Source organism: Thalassoroseus pseudoceratinae, assembly GCF_011634775.1.
Taxonomy (GTDB): domain Bacteria; phylum Planctomycetota; class Planctomycetia; order Planctomycetales; family Planctomycetaceae; genus Thalassoroseus; species Thalassoroseus pseudoceratinae.
In genome coordinates, this window is sequence record NZ_JAALXT010000011.1 from 42,213 (window position 1) to 62,096 (window position 19,884).

Consider the following 19,884-nt stretch of genomic DNA (forward strand, 5'->3'; position numbering starts at 1 on the left):
CCGATGTCGGCGGCTAAGAAGCCAGGAAGGTCAAGAGACCACATATCAACCAGCTAGCTGCGAATGGTATCTGCTTCACTGATTATCATGCGGCAGCGTCGATTTGCTCTGCGTTGAGGGCGGCGTTTCTGACGTCTCTGAGTTTTTGTGGTATTGCACGACTCGTAGGTGGCAACATCGCACATGCGGTCCCACAATGGGAAATGGTTTCGCTCGCGGTCGGAGGTCGGATTGATGGGAATGCATTCTTCATCAGAGGTTTGCCCGAATTGTGGGGTTCAGTTATCGGTCAAACAATCATCGTCATCCGCAATCCATTGTCCGGTGTGCGGACGGTCTTATAAGACGAAGAAAGCGTCGAATCGCCCGTCTGCTTCACTTTCGACGAACCGATCTGCAACGCCCCCGGATGACTCTGACAAATCGATCGCCCGATTTCGGGTTGTTGAGAAGCTCGGGGAAGGGGCCTTCGGAGTTGTTTATCGGGCTTATGATCCGGTTCTGGAACGTGAAGTGGCCTTGAAGTGCGGGAAGTTTCCCGTTGACGACCGAGCGCGACGTCGGCGGTTTTCGCAGGAAGCGCGGGCCGCCGCTAAGCTACATCACCCCAATATTGTTTCCGTCTTCGACAGTGGACGCACGGATGATGACCAATACTACATCGCAAACGAACTGATAGACGGCGGCACGCTTGCCGATGTCATCAGCCGTAAGTCGATCAAACTCCGAACGAAGATCAATTGGGTCCGGGAATTGGCGATTGCATTGGCATACGCCCACGAAGAGGGAGTCGTCCATCGCGATCTGAAACCAGAGAATATCTTGCTCGATCGTCGGACCCGTCGTCCCATGATTGCTGATTTTGGGCTCGCTAAGCAGACCAATACAAACTCCTCGCTACAAACCCAGGACGGCTCACTGCTCGGTACGCCAGCTTACATGTCACCCGAGCAAGCCCGTGGCAACGTGCAAGCGATCGGTCCCCGAAGCGATCAATACTCCCTCGCCGTGGTACTGTTTGAAATCCTGACCGGTGAATGCCCGTACGTCGGGCCGACGCATGCAGTTCTCCTGGCCGTTGCGAGCGAGGTAGAAGTTCCCAGTGCCCTGACGATCAAACCCGATCTTCCAGAAGACTTAGCTGCCATTTGCAGTCGCGGATTGGAAAAGCAACCCAATCGCCGCTATCCGGATCTCATGGCATTTGCGGATGATCTAACCTGCTGGCTCGAGGGAGAACCTGTATCGGCTCGTCCTATCGGCAAATGGGGTCGACTGACTCGGTGGTGTCGTCGCGAGCCCAGATTGGCAACGAGTCTGATCGTTACGATCATCTTGTTCATTGCGACAAGTGCCCTTGGATTGGTTTTTGCCGCCTATCAATCACAGACGGCTCAAAAACTTCGCAAGCAGCGAGAGGAACTCGAAGATGCCCTAGCGACTGCAACACAGGAGCGGGAACTGGCGGATCGACGGGCGGTTGAAGTCAGTCGAGCGGCCTATCGCCCTAATATGTCACTGGCATTCCGAGAATGGCAACGCAAGCACGTGGCTCAGGCTCGGCCACTTCTTGCGGCGTGCGATAAGGATGTTCGAGAGTGGGAATGGTATTTCCTCAATAAAGAACTTAAGCCCCATTATGAGGCTGTTATTCCACATCAGCCGACGCGGTTTCTGGATTCTCAACCGTATCCCCTGGTCGTAAGTTCGACGCGTTTCATCAAGCATCTCACAGGATCCTCCTTCGGCCTTTTCCGGTCATACGACGCGCATTTGGTCCGAGAATTCCCGCTATCACAAACCCCACCGTGGACACCGTCCTCGATCCAAAAATTTATGCTCGATCCGTCCGGCGAGTTCCTCGTGACCTTCAGTACTCCGTTGGCACCGTCGGACGATCCGAATTTGTTAGTACGTCGGAAAACGGACCTCACGCTCTGGACCACCACCAACGGTCATCAGCTCAGCATCGTCCATGACGATTCGATGAGTTTTCTTGGATATGCTCCAGATCTGTCTCGTATTGATCTGTGGCATGTCGATTTTGATGAGCAAAAGTTGGAGGTTCGAGATGCATCCATTCGTCGCTACCGAAAACGTGGCTACCAACTGGAATTTGTAGAGGAAATTCCGGTGAAGCTGCCAAGCGTTTTCGGGGTCGGCAAGCAACCGACGACGCAAAAATGTGTTGTCTTCGGGAGACCTTCCGAATACAACCTCAAGGATCCGCTGCTGCTCTATCAGCTCGATATTCAGAGCGGAGAGATTGAACGAACAATCGATCTTACCGCTCTTGGATTGACACAGAGCGATTTTGTGCAATTTGATTATCACGAGCCGTCGAACCTTTTGGCTTTGACAACAAAGGACGGCCGCCTCGTCTGCGTTTCTGTCGATGCAAATCCAATCGACGAAGCGACCACGTTTCAACAAACTGTAATCGACAAACAAGCTCGCTCGACCGCTGACTGTTTATTCTCCGCAGACGGTCGGCAACTTCTAACCTGGAATGGCAGTCGACCCGTACAGGTGTGGTCAATTCCCGATCTCACGCTAACGAGCGAATTCACGGAGGCAGGCAAGGTCGGACGGTGTCAATTCTCGCCGTCTGGACATCAAGTGGTGACCTTGGACGACCAGAACGCTTTTGTCTGGGATGTCGAAGCCTATCGTGTGCCATCACCGCGAAAGATTCCGAATTTCCGCCTTCAGGATGTCGCAGCGACCGCAGACCAAATGATCTTCGCGGGGAATCGACTTGATCCGTCCTCACAGTTGGCGCAATCGACTCGAAATCCCGAATTGGTATTCGTGCCTTATGGATCGGATCAGATTGAACGGCGTGACCTGACCGACTTCACGGACGGTGGCATCTGCCAATTGACACTCGATCCGAAAGGTAAGTCCGTTTGCCTCCGCGAACAATCTACGGGCAAGAGATACTTTCGCTTACTCGCAATCGATAATAGCGAGGTGTCGCTGATTCACGAACGCGCAGAATCCGACACTGATCCGTTCTCGACATTTTCGCATCCAGCGGTGGCCTCGAACCATCTCGCAGTCGTTGGAAAAGTCGAACCGGAAATCCGCCTGTTCAACCGAGAAGCCATGGATTGGTCTCATCGGTCAAGTTCGAAAAACTCGAGTTTTCGCGGTCCTCGTTTCTCAACAGACGGATCATTCCTGTCGTGGAACCTCGTCAAATACGATTCAAAATTCGATGTTCGCGATCGGGGCGTGCCATGGAAAAACGGTCGCGGTTTGATCTATGACTTGAACGATGACAAGATCATTGCCGAAATCCCGAATACGTTTATTGCCCAAGTGGGGAATCATGGCCGAACCGTTGCAGCAGCGACTCTAGAACCATTCACGTTTTTTCTGATCCAGATGAAATGGTCGGGGGCAACACTGACTGAAACATCGCGAAAGCCGCTCGCAGTTTCTCATGAAGAGATGCAAGAACCAGGCGAGTTTTTGCCTCGCTCTCCGCGGCTTCTGCTGCCATTGCGAAATGGTCATCTGCGGGTGATTGATACTAGTGCTGCGGAAGAACTCGTCTCGATCCCCGTCTTCGACGACGACAAAATCGATAAACTAGCCGTCTCTCCGAACGGACGATACGCGGTCAGTGTGAAATCTAATGGCACCTATAAGGTCATTGATGCCGGACGCGAATACATCAAGCAACTTGATTCTCGGTGATGCCTTAGCTCGACTATTGCCAATTTTGGATGGGGTTTGATTGCAAAAATGCGGACTCCGGGGGAAGGTGCAGTTATCACGACTTGACCTTTTTGAACGGAGTCCGCAACGGATCAAAGTCCCCAAGTGGCTGAGGATTTGATGATGCGATTCTCGCCTGCGTTCACCCAGCCGACGGCCTGCCGAATGCTAGCGTTGACTCTAGCAACCATCATCACCATCGGACATCGCACACTGTCGGCCACTTTGATGGTGGCCTCGGGTTTATTGACGGGCCATTGTAGCACCGACTATCGCTTGTTTTCCAGGCCCGCTTGGTCGACGTGGTCCGTCGGTCGAATATTAGCCGACATCGTCATCGAGTTGGCACCGCCGGTCGAACTGGTCGTCGATGACAGGACCACCGAACATCCCGGTCGCAACGTCTGGGGCAAGGCCAAGCATCGTGATGCGGTCCGTAGTTCTCACAGCTTGACCAAGTGGATTTGGGGACATAAGTGGGTGGTGCTAGCGGTCACGATCCGCTTCCCCTGGCCGAATCGGCCTTGGGCCTTACCAGTATTATTCGCACTGCATACTCCGCAGGAAGAAAGCCAGCGTCTCGGCCGCAAACACCGCACTGCGGGCAAACTAGCTCGCATTCTCATCCGACGCTTGTTGGGATGGTTTCCCGAGCGGCGTCTTGTTTTGACCGGTGGTGGACAATCTCCACACACGAGATGACGCGATTCGCTCATGCGTATTGCCCCCAATTGACGTTCGTAGGTCGGTTCTACGGCAACGCGAAATTGTATCACCCGTCACCCACGTGTTCCGGCACCGGTCGGCCTCGCGTCAAAGGAGAGCGGCAGCCCGAACCCAGCTTTGGTCTCGTACCGGTTTCGCTTGTATATGTCGAAGACTTAGAATGCACGCATCGCTCCGAGTATTTCTATAGTAGCGATCCAAGCTGGTCGGATTCGGCCATCGTCGAATCCTATGTATCCAGGTGGGCAATTGAAGTCACGTTCTGGGAATGCAAGGCCAGACTAGGACTCGGTTCTCACCGACGGTTTAGTCGACTCGCCGTCGAGCGAGTCGACTAAACCGTGGCTCATGAGTTTGTATCGTCTCGTGAGTCTGATCGATCACCGACATCAAACCACGCATTCAGTCACAGTTCCGAGTTGGCCATTGTATGAGAAAACGTAGCCCACCTTTAGTACTGTTCTTTCGGAAGTCCGAAGGCTCATTTGAAATGAATGGGTTTTTGAGCAACCCCAATATGTCGGGGCCGTTGAAAAACTCCCGCACGAATTCAAAGATTACCTACTCAAACGCCTGGCAATGGCTGCCTGAATTGGTAATAGTCGAGATAAGGAGATGCGTGGCTTTGCAAGCCGTTGGCCAGTATAGTCAACGATGACTGGTTTAGACTCCGTCGCCGCATTTTGCCAGAGGACAGCACCAGAAATGGAGAGAGACCCACGAAACCAGATGCTGCCAATTCCTAACAGAGCTACATGGCTAACTGAAGGAGTTGCACTGCTAAAAGGAACTCGGCCGCCGGGAGATGGATGCGGGCGTCACACGCATGACTACCATTCACTCACCGTGTTGCTTTCCAGTCCTGGTTCGGCCAACTGGTGCTACGGAGATAAAAACGGCCGTTCCATACGACCGACAGCCGGGGATGTCTTTTTTTGTCCGGCCCATGTGACCATGACAATTCATTGTGAGAAGGAATACGAGAGTATCCTTCTTTGCTTATCTCCAGCAGTTTTCAATCGTATTGCCGATCAACTTGACGATGCCCCCAAGGCACACATTGCTCCTGTAATAATGCGACAAGATACATTTGTCCATAAGCTTGTGGGGTCGCTCGCTGAGGAGGTCAGTCGGAAAGACCCAATTGGTGCTCCACTCATGTCCGAATCGTTGGCAACCGCTCTCAGTATTCATTTAATGCGAGAGTATGTTGGTACATGTCATATTCCGAAACCGGCGTCATGCCTTTCCGGTAGCGAGTTAGACCGTTTGTATCGGCACATTGAAGTCAACATTGACTCACCCCTGACCGTGGCTGACTTGGCATCACTTGTCGGCAGGAGCCAATTTCACTTTAGTCGTTTATTTAAGGCATCGACGGGAACGTCCCCGCACAAATACGTCATCAGTCGTCGGGTCGAACGTGCGAGGGAATTGCTACTTGCAGGGCGAAGCATCGTTGACGTAGCTTTGGCAACCGGGTTCTCAAGTCAGAGTCATCTGTCGCATCATATTCGACGGGCTTTCGGCTGTACGCCCGGTGAACTCATCTCTCGTCAGTGAATCATCAATTGCCATTCTGTAAACTAGATTGGAGTTTGCCGCAAGTACTCTCGTAGGCTACGAAGGTGTCCCGTGCATTACGGTACTTTATGTCCTACGATCATGTAGTGCCATGGCATCGATTCGCTGACGACTTCAACCCTGAAGCCAGCGTTTTCAAGTTGCGTGCTCACCTGCTGCGGTGTCAATCGCCTTGTTCTCGGCGGACTTATCTTCGCATCGATCTCGGTTTGGGACATTCGCACTCGCCTACAATTTGCTTCGTCGTTGCATTGACTCGATTGCCGAAATTCACCATCCCAATCGTTAAGATCAAAGTCGCCAGAGCCTGCTCGTCGAAGTGCCGGGAAACGTCGGACCAAAGTGTGTCTGGAACCGGGTCTGATCGATCACAAAGGCGAGTGACAGCTTCGGTCAGAGCGAGAGCGGCTCGCTCTGCGTCGTTGAAACAAGGGGCGTCTCGCCACGCTGCTACGGAAAAGAGACGGTTCTCAGTGTCACCTGCCATTCTAGCCTCACGAGTGCGCATCTCGACACACACGCTACTACCGTTAATCTGACTCGCTCGCAAACTGACAAGGTTCAACGTTGTCGGTGGCACATTTCCTTGCTTCATCGCCTTCGCAAATGACATTAGTGCTGGCATCACGTCAGGTAGAATTATCATGGGGTTGGTCATGCGGGCTTGCATCGTTCGACTCCAATTCCTTTGAGGGATCAATGTTTTATGTTCGCTCAGCGTCTTCTCGGATCAGAGTTTTATTCACCATTACCGCCGCCATTGACCCTTCTGAGACGGCGGTTGTCACTTGCGATGCACCACGAGACGCATCGCCAATGACATACAGGCCTGTGATCGAAGTTGCACCGAACATGTCAGTGGGGACGCTGTCGATCAACGCTCCGTCTACAGATTCCAGTTTGCAGCCAAGACTTTTGGGCAGTGGAGACCGTTGGGTCGTAACCGTGCGAACGAACAAGACTCCAACTTCCAGTCTTCGTCCGCTCTCAAACACGATTGCGTTCAACGCTCCATCATTGCTTTCTAATCGCTCGATCTTCTGTTCCCGAACCTCAATGTTTCTGTCTTTCAAGATGCGATGCCCGGCATCGCTCAATCCGGCAGGACCGTTTGAACAGAGGGTCAGATTTGGTGTCCAGCCCAACAGTTCAAGTCCCCAATCAACAGCTTGCTCTCCACGATCAAGAAATGCCCAAGGCTTTCCCCGGACCTCCCAACCGTGACAGTAAGGACAATGACGTACGCTCGTTCCCCAGAGCTTGGGCAGTCCGTCAATTTCTGGAAGTTTGTCTTTGACGCCGGTTGCCAAGATCAACTTGCGGGCAACGACAGATTTGCCATCACCGATGTCTACCCGAAACCCGTCATCGAGCTTTTCTGCATTCGTGACTCGTACTCCACGCCACTCGACGGCATACGGCTTGAGTTGCTCACGACCAATCTTGAGAAGTCCTTCAGGGCTAATGCCGTCTCGTGAGAAGTAGCCGTGGACGGCGTGTGATTTGTGATTCCGAGGAGTGCCCTCGTCGCAGACCAAAACTTTACGGCAGGACCGCCCCAGTACCAAAGCTGCACTCAAACCAGATGGACCACCACCGACGATCACGACATCGTAGTCGAACTTGGGGACGGGCATATTCAATTCCTCTGCGTCAACCTTGACATCAGTAATGAGCAGTCCCAACGTACTTGCGATCAGAGTGATCGCTTCCCGACGACTTACCTCAGTGGGCAACATCATTGATCTCTCCTCTTGCTTTTCATTTCGTAGCGATGCCAATGTGAGCGTGAGCAGTCAGTGTAAATGGACGATCTCCATACTTTTGACGGAGTTGCCGCTGTATCACTTGGAGCAACTGATCAGGACAGTCCAGTCCAAAGTGCTCCGAAATTGACTGACTGCTGTCGGCGTTTTCGATGAACCATTGTGGCGACGGAACTTCCCACTCATGCACGACTGGTGTTACGGAGACGTCCCGAAACCCAGCCCTTTGCATCTCTTGATGCAACTTCTCTTGTGAGTCCAATTGCACCCAAGCGTTTGGGCGAGGAAAGTTCGGCGCTTGAGTTTGGATTGTGTGGACCGCTCGTTCCCATATTGCAAGATGTTCCATTCGAGACGGAGTTCCCCACACTGCCAATCCAACCCGCCCTCCGGGTTTGAGAACTCGTAAAAGTTCACTGAGACCGGCTCGGTAATCTGGAAAGAACATAATCCCAAATACAGAACAAGCGGCGTCGAAGTGCGACGTTGGCAGTTCCAAGTTCTGACCATCCATCACCCGTGCGGTAAGGTTCTCCACCCTCTCCTCGAATGCTCGTGCGGAAAGGAAGTCAACCATTCCGGGTGACCAATCGACCGCAAGAACCTCAGTCCCTTGACGTGCCGCTGCGAGTGCAACTGCACCAGTGCCGCAAGCAACGTCGAGCAACCTCTCACCCGGTGCAATTCGAATTGCCGCCAAGGTGTCAAGGCCATACGGCAACGTTAGAGGTTCCCGCAACCGGGCGTACCCTTTTGCGATGGCGTTCCATTGTTCTGTACTCATCTGAACCTTGTCTGTCTCCATCTCTCCGCCTTTCACTCACACTCTGATCACCTGCTAGTTGTCGATGATTTTATGGCGAAGGACTCGACACGTATTCCAGATGTCTGCTTTTTCTTTACAGATTCTTGCTGCTGTGGGGCAACCGCTCTCGGGCATGAAATCCTCCGAGAGAAAGCATTGTCAACACTCACTCGAACAAAACCGAAATACGAGCCTGATCGTCGGGCGGCTGTCGCTTTCTTCGCCATGCACTTTGGCATCGGGAAGTCGCCAAACTTGAAGGGCTCGCCATGACCTACGATTAGTTCCTCGACGTCCATGATGTCCTCTTCAACATTTTCGAGTCGGTACTCGCAAGTGAGTGGAGGCTCGTCGTCTTAGTCATTGGGATTACGTTATCACTGGTCAAGCAGCTCCGTTGAGGCAACAGGCCAGCGCGTACTAAGTGATTGACGTTGTTAGGACTTGCATTAAGAAATCTGTACTCCAGCCGCAGCTTTGGTGTTTCATGGAGAGGCTGAGCTTGGCGGGATGCTGCTTTAACAACGATAATGTGAACCGCCTCAGCCAAGCAAAGTTCTCTCGCAGGTGTTTTGCGCGGAGTCGGGATTCGTCCTCGTGATAGATCACATTCAAACTCCAATGGCAACGAACGGCTCAAGCAAACCGCTTCACGCCCATCGGCAAACTGCTGATAGAACAACGCTCTTCGGTCGTCTCGTGCCCGCTTTGAACGCAGAATCGTGTCGCTAAGCCGATGGTCTTCAAACCCCGCCAACGACTCAGTCCCGGCAGCGTCTCGGGAGCGGGCAACTGCACGACCACGCGTGTTTCCTCTCGGTCATGCCGGGGCTCTTTCGTGATCTGACACCGGGGGGAGACCTCAGCAAAATCCGGTTCCGTCTGCAGATCGATCTTGGCTTTCACGCCTTCAAATAGAGTCTCGTGATTGCCTTTGAGTGCCAACACAAAGTCGCCACCGGACTCTGTAATCTGCCGGGCGATTGCTGTTTGAGTGCCCATCGCGTCGATGGTGATGATGGCCCCGGCGATGTCGACCTGTCTCAATAGCTGGGGAATCGCGGTGATTTCATTGGATTTCTCATCAGTGGCGACTTGCCCCGACGAAAGGCCGAACTCCGTCGCCCACACGCTGACTGAGTGCAACGCTCCGAGTCCCGCGGTCCGGTCATGACTGCGGCGAAGCGTTTTGCCATCCATGGCGAGCCACTGCGTGAACGCCAGTTGAAACGCCTCGGAGTTCAGAGCCGAGAGCACATCGACAATCACCAACCCAATCGCAACACTCACTCCTCGATCCATATCCCCCAAAGTCACCACTGGCCCTTGGGTTCGAGACTGTGGCATCATTCACGAAAAATTAATGTCAAGTATTCTGGCTCCCTGCCTATTCATAGTATTCACTGAAAACACTGTGGAACAGCAGCCATCTAACATGGCTTATTACAACCATGGCCGAGGACTACTGGCAAATGCAGAATGAGCATACGGAAGAGCACAAACTGGAGATGACCCGTGCTCGACGAGAGAGATTTACGCGTGAGCTTGTCTCACATGAACGACAGTTGCATTCCTATGTACTCTCCCTAGTGTTGGACTGGAAAGCTGCAGAAGAGATCTTGCAAGAGACGTATTTGCGACTGCTGGAACGGCTTGAGGAGTGGGACGAGTCAAAGAATGTATTCCCTTGGGCCTGTCGGTTTGCTTACTACCAGGTTCTGACTTATCGGAACGATGGTCAACGCGACCGACTCAGATTTAGTGATTCGTTCATAGAGAGTGTTTCGGCCGCCTACGAATCTAAGTCCGATCAGTTGAAGTTAAGGCTGGAAGCCCTGGAACACTGCATGGAGCAGCTAGACCCAGGCCATCAACAGTTACTGGGCGATTTCTATAGCGGTGATAGCACGGTTGAGGAAATTGCCTGCAAATTAGAGCGTACAGTTTCGTCTCTTTATCAGTCCCTCTCTCGTTTACGTCGCTCTTTAAAGAAGTGTGTCGAAAGTGCAATTCGGCCGATGGAGGATCAATGAGACCATCTCAGTTTACAGCTAGCAATTTCGCAGAAGAGGTTGGCCCCCTGGTCGACTTGATCCTGGCTGGAGATGCCACCAATGCCCAGTGCGAGCGACTCGATCAATTGGTTCAGCGTTCCGAAGAAGCCCGTGGGGCTTATCTTGTCTATGTTCACGATGCAATTCTGATTCATCGTCGACATTTGGAGGAGGTATCCGCAGGACGAAAATCACGGCAGGGTATCAGAACGACATTGAGCAGGATTCTGGGGACAGAGTCGAAGGAGCGGCAAAACGAGCTTCTGACGCTCCTTGACGAATTGAACAATCGATCTGGTGAGACTCATCATCAGCAGACATCTTTTACGGAAAGTATTCAGATCGTCGCGCGAAATCATCGTAGGATACTCTGGTCATGTATAGTTGTGGCGTGTCTGATTTTCGTGTTCTTGAGTTGGCATTTCTTGACTGCAAGCCCTCCGGCAGGCCCTAGATACCAACAGAATCTGGCTCGGGTCATTCGCTCATCGGATTGTGTCTGGCGATTGAACGATGAAGCTGTGACCATTGAAGAGGGAGATGACTTGCATGTTGGTCGATATCTTCTCGAAGAAGGTGTCGCCAAGCTACTTTTTCCCTGGGGAACGGAAGTCGCTTTGGAAGCTCCGGCGGAATTCGAGTTTTGCGAAGATGGCTCGAAGTTTCTCCGCAACGGCCAGCTTGTCGCTAAAGTCTCCGCGGAGGACTCGGGTTTTACCATTGACACTCCCGCGATTCGGTTGATCGACCTTGGCACAGAATTCGGTTTGTCGACGAACTCTCAAGGTGAATCCGAAGTTCACGTATTTAAGGGATCGGTCGAGGTACGACCACGTTTTGTCGAGGCAAGCAGCGATCAGAGTTCGATCACTCTAGGAACGGGCCAGGCGAATGGATTTGATATGGTCGGTCCAATCGTGCGAAGCATCGCTTTCAATCCCAAGCGTTTTTCTAAAGCTTGGCAACTCAACAACCGGATTGCCCAAACAACCGGAGGCATGCGATTCACTCACCCTGCCCCCAGCAGTGTTGCCGAAGGAGAGACCGAATCCAGCGAGACGCAACTCCTCTTCGCCGAGAGACAGCATACTCTAAACCAGCCACTCGCCGTCACATTCACCGAACCGGGACTCTACACAACTTTTAACGATCGCATTTCCTGGTTGCCTGAGGGGCTGCACGTGGAAAGCTATCTCGTCCATTTTGATCCTGTGGGCTCAACCAATAATCAATCTCCGGTGACGGTCGAGGGTTCCGTTACCTTCGATCGCCCGATTATCGCGGTAATTGCCCGTGGAGATCAGCTCTCGCAGAGCGATCCTTGGCTCGCCTCCCCAAGAACCGAGTACCTTCCTAAACCCAATTTCAGACAGTTGGAAGGAGACGACTTCTCAGCAAACATCACCCCTGCCTACGGGATGCGAGGCATGACCGGGCTATGGAACATTCACTACACACACGAATCTCCTGCCCCTAACGACTGGGTTCGGCTCAGCAGTGACCGGAAGACGCTGACGGTTCGAAGCACTGCCGGAGGAGAGAGCGATCAACTACGGGTTCTGGTCTCCGATGACGAAGCAGTCAACACACTTCCTGCCTACACAGAAACACGTCGGCTCTCAAAACCATTTCAAGGGCGACCGTTCACAGTCGGTGAAAAAATCGAGGCGGAAGATTTCGATTTGGGCGGACAAGACGTCGCCTACTACGACACGACCGCAGATTCGCTATCGAACGTTTATCGCCGAAATGAGAGTGTTGAATTAAAACAGTATGTCTTCAAAGAGGAGACACACACGAACGTCTCCGTCGTTCGCGCCGGTGAATGGTTGACTTATACCATCAACATCGAAGAACCAGGACGGTATACGGTTTCTGCTCGAGCCGGTTCAAAACTCAAAGGTGGCAAGTTCCGCTTTGAAATTGGCGAACCTGGTGCTCCTTTTGTAGTAACCAGTTCATTCGACATGCCCCAGGCGCCTCTGGAAGAGGCAAAATTCGAGGATTGGTATGGCACCGTTCAGTCCGAGCCGATCTTACTTCCGGCTGGAAGGCAGGTGCTCAGGATCGTTATGGAAGCCAATCATTCCAGTGGACGCCTAGGCAACTTCGACTGGTTCCGCATCGATCGGGTATCACCACCGGGGATTTCTGATGAAGACAATTGATGACCGCGATTTCTGTAGGATATTCAATTCATGAGACTGGTGTGACGACAATCCGTCCTGAATTGATCGTTGTACGGAAACATGACGTAAGTCCCTTGGACAATTCTCCTGTACTCTAACGGAAAGGATTGATTGATGTACCACGTTTCTTTTGTCTGGCGAAAAAAGTGGCCGTCATGCCGATCAGTAAAGAATGGTTTCACCCTAATTGAACTGTTAGTTGTGATCTCTATTATCGCTGTACTAATTGGTTTACTGCTCCCAGCGGTTCAACAAGCCAGGGAAGCCGCACGACGAATACAGTGTTCGAACAATCTCAAGCAGATTGGCTTGGCATTGCACAACTATCACTCAGCTTACAGTACGTTTCCGATTGGAGGACAAGCGCTTTACACGCGTCCGAACTGGAGAATTGCGTTGCTGGCCTACATGGAACAAACCGCAATCGCCAATCAGATTGACACAGCATGTCTAGAAGTCACAGATTCCTGGGGAGCCGGTGCCGCAGGTGGCTTTGCTTCATACAATGGATCAGGTTCCGGGGGGTATGGAGTGGGAGCCAATTCTGTGCTCAAAGGCTATGCTGCACCGGCTTACAATTGCCCATCGAGCGAACTGGGAACGAATGCGAACACAGCTGGATTGAACAACTACGATCACGGACAGACTCATGACTACGTTGGTATCATGGGCTCCACTCCAGATCCAGGTGGGCGTTCTGGGGTCTGCTCGTCTCAAAAACAATACGGTGGGATCTTCTGTAACAATGGCATGCTGGTCCCATATCAGACATTCAGGATGGCAGATTGTGCTGATGGAACATCGAATGTCATCATTGTTGGTGAGCAATCAGCACCACTGGAAGGGGTTGATAGACGAGCCAATTATTTTGGTGGATGGTGGGGCTGGAATAGTTATACAACCGCTCCGAACGCTGTCTGGTGGGCTTTCACAAGTGGCATGACCACGATTCGCTATCAGATTAATTCTCCAACCGCTTCCGTGGGTTCGAACAACCCCTATGATGGAAATACCGTGCTAAATTCAAGACATCCAGGCGGAATCCAGGCCTGCTTAACAGATGGCAGCGTGAGATTTATCTCAGAAAATATCGACTTCCAGACTTTGTTGCGTTTAGGTGCTAAGGATGATGGCGAGATCGTAACAGAGTATTAGACTGAACAATGCTTATCAGAGAACTATGAGATTCTCATAGTATCCTTTTTGTATCTAGGAGACTTTTTCATGCTGTCATCTCTGTCATCACGTACTTTATTCATGGGAGTCGCCCTGGTGTCATTGCATGCTCTACCAGGGTGTTCTCAGGGAGATCAAGGAATCCAAATGGCTCCGGTTAAGGGAACCATCACGCTAAGTGGGGCTCCGCTAACAACCGGCATTGTCTTGCTGGAATCGGCTGAATCGGGTTTCTCTGCTTACGCATCACTCGACGCGGACGGCAAATTCCTGATCAAAAACGTTCCAATCGGAGATTATGGAGTCGCAGTCAGCCCTCCAGAACCGCCAGCGCCAGGGACAACCGCTGCACCCCGCGATGAAGCGTCGAGTTTTTCGCTTTTTGTCGTTCCTTCGAAATATCAAAGCATATCAACTAGCGGTTTTACGGCCGTTGTATCTCGGGATAGTCCGAACGTACTAACGTTCAATCTGGAATGAATCATCGAAGAAGCGTCCCGAAGTCGTATCAGACCCGAACGATTCGCAACTCAACAATAGCCATCTTATTCATATTCGATAGGAACACGTTATAATGACAAAGTATAGTCTCGGACTATTTCTTGTACTGAGCATTACAAGAATTTCCAGTGCAGAGAATGACAATCAGGCGGCAACTGATTCGAGGACAGTCTCTGTACAGCGTAATATCGTTTATGGCTGGGTCCATGGAGCCGCGTTAATAGCAGATTTCGCCAATCCACGCACTGACAACAAGAAGCCCGCAATCATTTCCTTGCACGGAGGTCGCTGGAAAGCCGGGAACAAAAATATCTATGGTGCGATTGACGTTGCACAGTGGGCCGATCTCGGTTTTTTTGCAATGACAATCGATTATCGTCTACGGGGCTGTTCGCCTCCACCTGCCTGTTATCAGGATGTGCAGTGTGCTATCCGCTATCTGCATGCCCACGCCGATCAGTATCACATCGACGAAGATCGAATCTTTCTGATTGGCCAGTCTGCTGGCGGTCACATGGTCTCGCTGGCGGCGACACTTGGTAATGGAAAATACAGAAAGACCGGTGGCTGGGAAGAAGCACGAAACGACATTTGTGCGGCGATTTGCGTCTCAGGTGCCCTTGATCTGACAACCTGTCCCTGGGGAGATTTGTGGACACCCAATTACCAACCCTCAATGGAAGCCAGGGAATACGCATCTCCCATAAAGCACGTCAATCAGGACATGCGGCCATTAATCATCTTTCACGCCGACAACGACAAATCGGTTCCAATTGAAAATGCCCTTTCGATGGTCGAGGAGCTAAAAGCCAAGAATGCTCCCTTTGTATTCCATCATTATGCAGCAGAAGGTCATATGAATGTGACACCGGAAGTCATCAAGCGATCCCTAGAATTTATAGAAACGGTTTCCGAGAACAAAGGCATATTGTCGAAATCCTACCAAACATTCACAGAGCATGTTGAAGCTGCTCAGCGATCACACATGAAAACTTCACGTTAACGCGAGTGGGCAACACCATACATTTCACGAAACTCAAGCAAAGTTCGAACATGGATGATCACGACGGGGCCTCGTCCAAGTGAATCCGTCGCCTTTTGTTAGGTCAGATTAATACTTAGGAAGTCGCCGGCATATCCCAGCGGTTTGTGCCGGCCTCGCCAGTGGATGTTGCTGGTATCCAGCTCCGGTGCCGTCTTTTCGAAGCAATATTTCATGAGTGTTCTCCGCTCGGTTGAGAGACAGTCACGTGAGGCAGCGTCGATTCTTCGCAGCAGTTGATGGAACTTTTCGTCAAACGAGACATCGGAATCGTCGTTGTACTGTATCATCATAGAAAACAATGCATCAATCATCGCTGTGATATGTGGCAGATGTTCTGTTTGTCCTTTGAAGGACGTTTTCATAGAACCGATATTGTTTTCTCAGGGGGCTTGTCGTTGGTTCGTAGCGGCCATCAAATAAACAATCGTTTTGCTGTCACCACGGAATGATCGAACAACCGCGACCTCGAGGCAAATACCTGCTCTCGAATACATTCATGACAATGGTGTAATTCACCGGGACATTAAGCCGTCTAACCTAATACTAGATCGGGAAGGGCGAATCCGAATCACCGATCTTGGTCTTGCGCGAATCGTTGACGAAGCGAGCGTGACGGGAACTTGTGATGTTATCGGAACCCTCCGTTATATGAGTCCGGAACAACTTCGCGCTGGACGCCGCCGAATCGATCAGCGAACAGATATCTATTCGCTAGGCGCCACAATTTACGAACTCCTTGCATTGGCGCCTCTGTTTCCGGAAAGTGATCGAGAACGTCTGATCGAGCAGATACTCACGGTCGAGCCGATCAGGTTGTGTAATCGAAGAACGGGAGTTCCCAACGACCTAGAAACGATTGTACGAAGGTGTTTGGCAAAATCGTCCGCGCACCGCTACCAAACCGCTCGAGAACTTGCGGACGACTTAGACCGATTCCTTCGAGGGAAGAGGATCACCCCATGGAAGTTCCAGAGTATCAGGCTTTGTCTGCACGGCTTGATTCGCCGATATTGGGCGGCAATTTTAGTCATTGGTTTGGGAGCCGCAGTATCGCTAATCATCCGTTCGGATCGGCACCGTCCTCCACCGAAACGGATAGCAATTCAAGAGGAATTGGTTCGTGAACGGGCTCAAACTGAGTTGGAGAGGCAAAAGGCTAAGTCACTGGCAACCAACAGCATTGTGAGTAAGGGACTTCTGAAACTTGAACTTGGGCAAACCGCTGATGGAATGCTGTGGTATGCAAAAGCCCTTGAATTCGTAGAAAGCGGTACGCGGCTGGAGGAATTAATTCGCCGGAATCTAAACGTCTGGGAACGTGAACTCGCCCCGCTGACGGATTTTGTCACAATTTCCAACGCTCCGCTGGAGTCCCCCCGGTTTGTTACCACTAACGACGGCTATCTCGCAGTCGCAGACATCGACAATGTGACCGTTCGGAGCCTTACAGGAACAATTCGACCCGTTGCCCAAAAGCGTCTTGAAGCACACATCACGGGTATGGATTTCGTCGGGAATGAGCCCCTCTTATTTATGACGACAGCCGACGGAATCGCGATAAAATGGCGTTTTGAATCACGAGAGTTCGAACGTCAGAATTTTTCCGAGGCCGAGTCTGTTCGCCGTCTTGAGTGTAGTGATGATGGAGAGTCCCTGCTGTTAACGACCATACATGAAGGACTCAGTATATGGAGCCTCGATCCACTCCAACGAGTTGCTGACAAACCCGTGTCCCGGGATCAAAGACCCTATGGAGGATGCTTCGCTAATGCTGGAGACACCGTTTACGTTTGGCGAGGTTCCCAACGAGAACTCTGGGCCTTTCAATCAGCGCAGAACCAAAATCGAACCCTTCCATCGTCAGCGGAACAGACTCGCGCCGCTCAACTCACTCCCGATGAAGCGTTCTTTTTCGCGGCCCATGCCAACCGAGCGATCCTTCGGAACTTGAAGTCTCCTGAGTTGGCTACAAATTCTGTACAACATTCTGGACATGTGTCGGCAGTCGACGTTCACCCTTCGGATCGCTATCTCCTGACGGGCAGCTACGACGGCACTGTTCGAATCTGGAATCGAAGCACGTTGACCCCAGTTGGCCAGCCCTTGGAATTCTCATCCCGCGTTATCCACGCCGGGTTTCGCCCGGATAGTCAGGGGGTTTATGCCATTAGCGAGTCCGGAGTTTTGAAATGCTGGGCATGGCCGGTTAACCAGCGAATGCATCCGACACTTCCACATTCGTCAACGCCCTTAGGAGTCGCCGTTGCAGACGATGGCACGTGCGTAACGCTCATTGGAAAGAATTGGACTGGACCACAACAAATTCGTGTGTGGAATGGGTTCGTTGGTTCACTCGTCGACGAACTCGAAGTGCCGACGAAAGTGGATAAGGGGATCATCACCTCAAATCGTGGATCGCTCCTCTTGTGTTGCGACGACGACTTTCAGATCTGGCGAATGTCTCCGCAACTAGAACTTCAAGAATCGGCAAAACTACCTTTTGAGAGAACGTCCGTACTTTGCCTCTCGCGAGACAACCGGACGGCAATTGTTTTCGGTGATGAATGTGGAATCGTGTTCTCGATCCCTAGAGTAGAGCAAATCGGGATCGTCTGCTTCCCAGCGACCGTGATATCCGCTTGTGTGACAACGGACGGCACGCGACTCGCTGCCGTCTGTTCGGATATACGCATTCGAATTTGGGACCTTCGCTCCCGCCAACAGGTTCGCGAATTTGATTGCCCGCTTTCGGATGTTGTCGACTGTGGAATCGATGGCAATAATGTGTTGACACTCATCAGCCAACAAGGCGAAATCCAGTCAATGGAACTAGCAACTGGCAAGGGTTTGCCTTCCTTTTTTGGCGGCCATCCGGGAAAGCAAGAAGTTCGGCTCGATCGCGAAGGGGCAATGGTCGTCGGCGTGGCTGGAGATGGCAAAGCCACGCTGATCGATCTGGAAACTGGAATGCGGGTGGGGCCCTCTTTCCCACATTTCGCCCCAATGTCGTCACTTTCCATAAGCCCGAATTCTGAACTCCTGGCAACGGTTCTGCCAGATTCATCCGTTCGAATCTTTGCCCTCCCCGACGCGTCCAATGAGTCGAATCAGGAAATTCTCCTCCGTCTCCAAACGCTCACCGGAAAATGCTTGGACGAGAACACTCCACGTATTCTTTCAAATCAAGAATGGCGCGACTTCCATGACTGAGTTCAAATGATCGATCGCGTACGTCCAGCGGACCTGCCAAAGGCAGGATTTCAGGCACGAACGGAAGAAATCGTCTTCACTTTCGTAAATGCATGATCTTCGATCTACCGTTGATCCTTCATATAATCGGGCCAGCAAAAACTGTTCAACGCGACTTCCGGCGAAGTCATTGACCATGACCACATCCGACGTTGGATCAGCGAACTTGGCAACCACTATCTCATCTACTGGAATGCTGCGTAGTCGGCAGTATGACTCGCATCAGTTGGTTTTGAAATTGTCACGACGGGGAAAGATTATGCGAGGACGAACTTCCCCAAAGTGATTCCCTTCCGAACAATTTGTTGGCAGTGGGTCAAGCCAGATTGAAGACCGACGCATCCAACAACTCGGAGGCTTCGAGGGGGGATTGCAATAGCTTGAATGGAATGAGTTGCAGGCAGCGGGATTACCTGCCATCGCGACGTTTAGTGGCTCACCAAGTGGTTCACCGCAGTAGATAAGAAAAGCGGCTCACCGAGGAGCCGCTTTAAGTCGTTGTTATCAAACGTTTTGGGGGTTGGAGACGATGGGATTCGAACCCACGACCTCTGCATTGCGAACACCGATTTCGGACCATAAAGGGATAAATGAGTACTTCGTAACCTGTTGTTTTATAACAGTTTATGTTCCGTTTTTCGAGATATCTTTTTAGCGGTCTCGCGAGATACCTTTCGAGATACCCTCACGCCCGATTTGGGAGGCGATTCGGGAGGATTTTCCGCTCGTCCGCGAGGTGTTATTGGGGTAGATTAATCTCGACACATTGGAGTCAAATTGACAACTTGCCCAGATCGCCTCCTGCGTTCCACTACAGCTTTGAGTTGATCGAATTTGCCAGTTGGAAGAGACATAGTCTGTCGCATTTTTCGAGCCCAAAACACACGGCGACAATCTACGAGGAACTCGGAGCTTCGAGCATATACGAACACTAGACATGCTGCCGAACCTGAAACTACCAGCTGAAACAGAAGAGGCATCCAGTTTTCTACCAGTCAAGTCGTCTTACCCCTCGGCGCGGCCAATCGACACCACTATCGTAGTGGCGGGACAATCTCTCTCG

At 51.7% G+C, this 19,884-nt stretch carries 14 protein-coding genes and 1 pseudogene; 11 read left to right on the forward strand and 4 right to left on the reverse strand.

Annotation, left to right across the window (positions count from 1 at the left end):
* Positions 1-240 precede the first annotated feature (240 nt).
* The 4 genes from G6R38_RS27060 to G6R38_RS28540 all read left to right on the forward strand — a co-directional run bounded on the left by G6R38_RS27060 (position 241) and on the right by G6R38_RS28540 (position 6,015).
* Positions 241-3,705: a serine/threonine-protein kinase gene (locus G6R38_RS27060; RefSeq protein ID WP_166831906.1), complete on the forward strand. Its 3,465-nt coding sequence runs from the start codon at positions 241-243 to the stop codon at positions 3,703-3,705.
* A 141-nt stretch (positions 3,706-3,846) separates the two neighbouring features.
* On the forward strand, positions 3,847-4,428 hold the full coding sequence (locus G6R38_RS27065; protein ID WP_166831907.1) for a transposase: 582 nt from the start codon (positions 3,847-3,849) through the stop codon (positions 4,426-4,428).
* On the forward strand, positions 4,425-4,790 hold the full coding sequence (locus G6R38_RS27070) for a hypothetical protein (protein ID WP_166831908.1): 366 nt from the start codon (positions 4,425-4,427) through the stop codon (positions 4,788-4,790). Before G6R38_RS27065 ends, G6R38_RS27070 begins: the two co-directional genes overlap by 4 nt.
* A gap of 859 nt (positions 4,791-5,649) precedes the next feature.
* Positions 5,650-6,015 (forward strand): helix-turn-helix domain-containing protein, encoded by a 366-nt coding sequence (locus tag G6R38_RS28540; protein ID WP_390881483.1) that lies wholly within the window; start codon positions 5,650-5,652, stop codon positions 6,013-6,015.
* A 208-nt stretch (positions 6,016-6,223) separates the two neighbouring features.
* On the opposite strand, the gene G6R38_RS28545 is transcribed toward G6R38_RS28540, so the two are convergent.
* From G6R38_RS28545 to G6R38_RS27095, 4 genes are all read right to left on the reverse strand, one after another.
* The gene (locus G6R38_RS28545; protein WP_166831910.1) at positions 6,224-6,706 is read right to left on the reverse strand and encodes a carboxymuconolactone decarboxylase family protein; all 483 of its coding nucleotides are present in this window, start codon (positions 6,704-6,706) and stop codon (positions 6,224-6,226) included.
* Positions 6,707-6,740: 34 nt separating this feature from the next.
* A complete protein-coding gene (locus G6R38_RS27085; protein WP_166831911.1) occupies positions 6,741-7,778 on the reverse strand; it encodes an NAD(P)/FAD-dependent oxidoreductase in 1,038 nt (345 codons plus the stop codon).
* A 19-nt stretch (positions 7,779-7,797) separates the two neighbouring features.
* Positions 7,798-8,586, reverse strand: a complete 789-nt coding sequence (locus tag G6R38_RS27090; protein ID WP_166831912.1) for a class I SAM-dependent methyltransferase — start codon at positions 8,584-8,586, stop codon at positions 7,798-7,800.
* 657 nt (positions 8,587-9,243) lie between these two features.
* Positions 9,244-9,897, reverse strand: coding sequence for an ISAs1 family transposase (locus G6R38_RS27095; protein ID WP_166831913.1), 654 nt, complete (start codon positions 9,895-9,897; stop codon positions 9,244-9,246).
* Positions 9,898-10,058: 161 nt separating this feature from the next.
* On the opposite strand from G6R38_RS27095, the gene G6R38_RS27100 reads away from it, so the two are divergent.
* The 7 genes and pseudogenes from G6R38_RS27100 (at position 10,059) to G6R38_RS28200 (ending at position 18,782) form a co-directional block, all read left to right on the forward strand.
* Positions 10,059-10,640 (forward strand): sigma-70 family RNA polymerase sigma factor, encoded by a 582-nt coding sequence (locus tag G6R38_RS27100; protein ID WP_166831914.1) that lies wholly within the window; start codon positions 10,059-10,061, stop codon positions 10,638-10,640.
* A 542-nt stretch (positions 10,641-11,182) separates the two neighbouring features.
* Entirely contained in the window at positions 11,183-12,829 is a 1,647-nt protein-coding gene (locus tag G6R38_RS27105) for a carbohydrate-binding protein (RefSeq protein ID WP_166831915.1), read from the forward strand.
* 135 nt (positions 12,830-12,964) lie between these two features.
* Positions 12,965-14,005, forward strand: coding sequence for a DUF1559 domain-containing protein (locus tag G6R38_RS27110; RefSeq protein ID WP_166831916.1), 1,041 nt, complete (start codon positions 12,965-12,967; stop codon positions 14,003-14,005).
* A 168-nt stretch (positions 14,006-14,173) separates the two neighbouring features.
* On the forward strand, positions 14,174-14,506 hold the full coding sequence (locus G6R38_RS27115; protein WP_166831917.1) for a carboxypeptidase-like regulatory domain-containing protein: 333 nt from the start codon (positions 14,174-14,176) through the stop codon (positions 14,504-14,506).
* Positions 14,507-14,600: 94 nt separating this feature from the next.
* A complete protein-coding gene (locus G6R38_RS27120; RefSeq protein ID WP_166831918.1) occupies positions 14,601-15,530 on the forward strand; it encodes a prolyl oligopeptidase family serine peptidase in 930 nt (309 codons plus the stop codon).
* A 471-nt stretch (positions 15,531-16,001) separates the two neighbouring features.
* Positions 16,002-17,633, forward strand: a pseudogene (locus G6R38_RS28550) (protein kinase domain-containing protein); the annotation flags it as partial.
* Positions 17,634-18,029: 396 nt separating this feature from the next.
* Complete coding sequence (locus G6R38_RS28200; RefSeq protein ID WP_240928407.1) at positions 18,030-18,782, forward strand: WD40 repeat domain-containing protein; 753 nt, start codon at positions 18,030-18,032, stop codon at positions 18,780-18,782.
* Positions 18,783-19,884 lie beyond the last annotated feature (1,102 nt).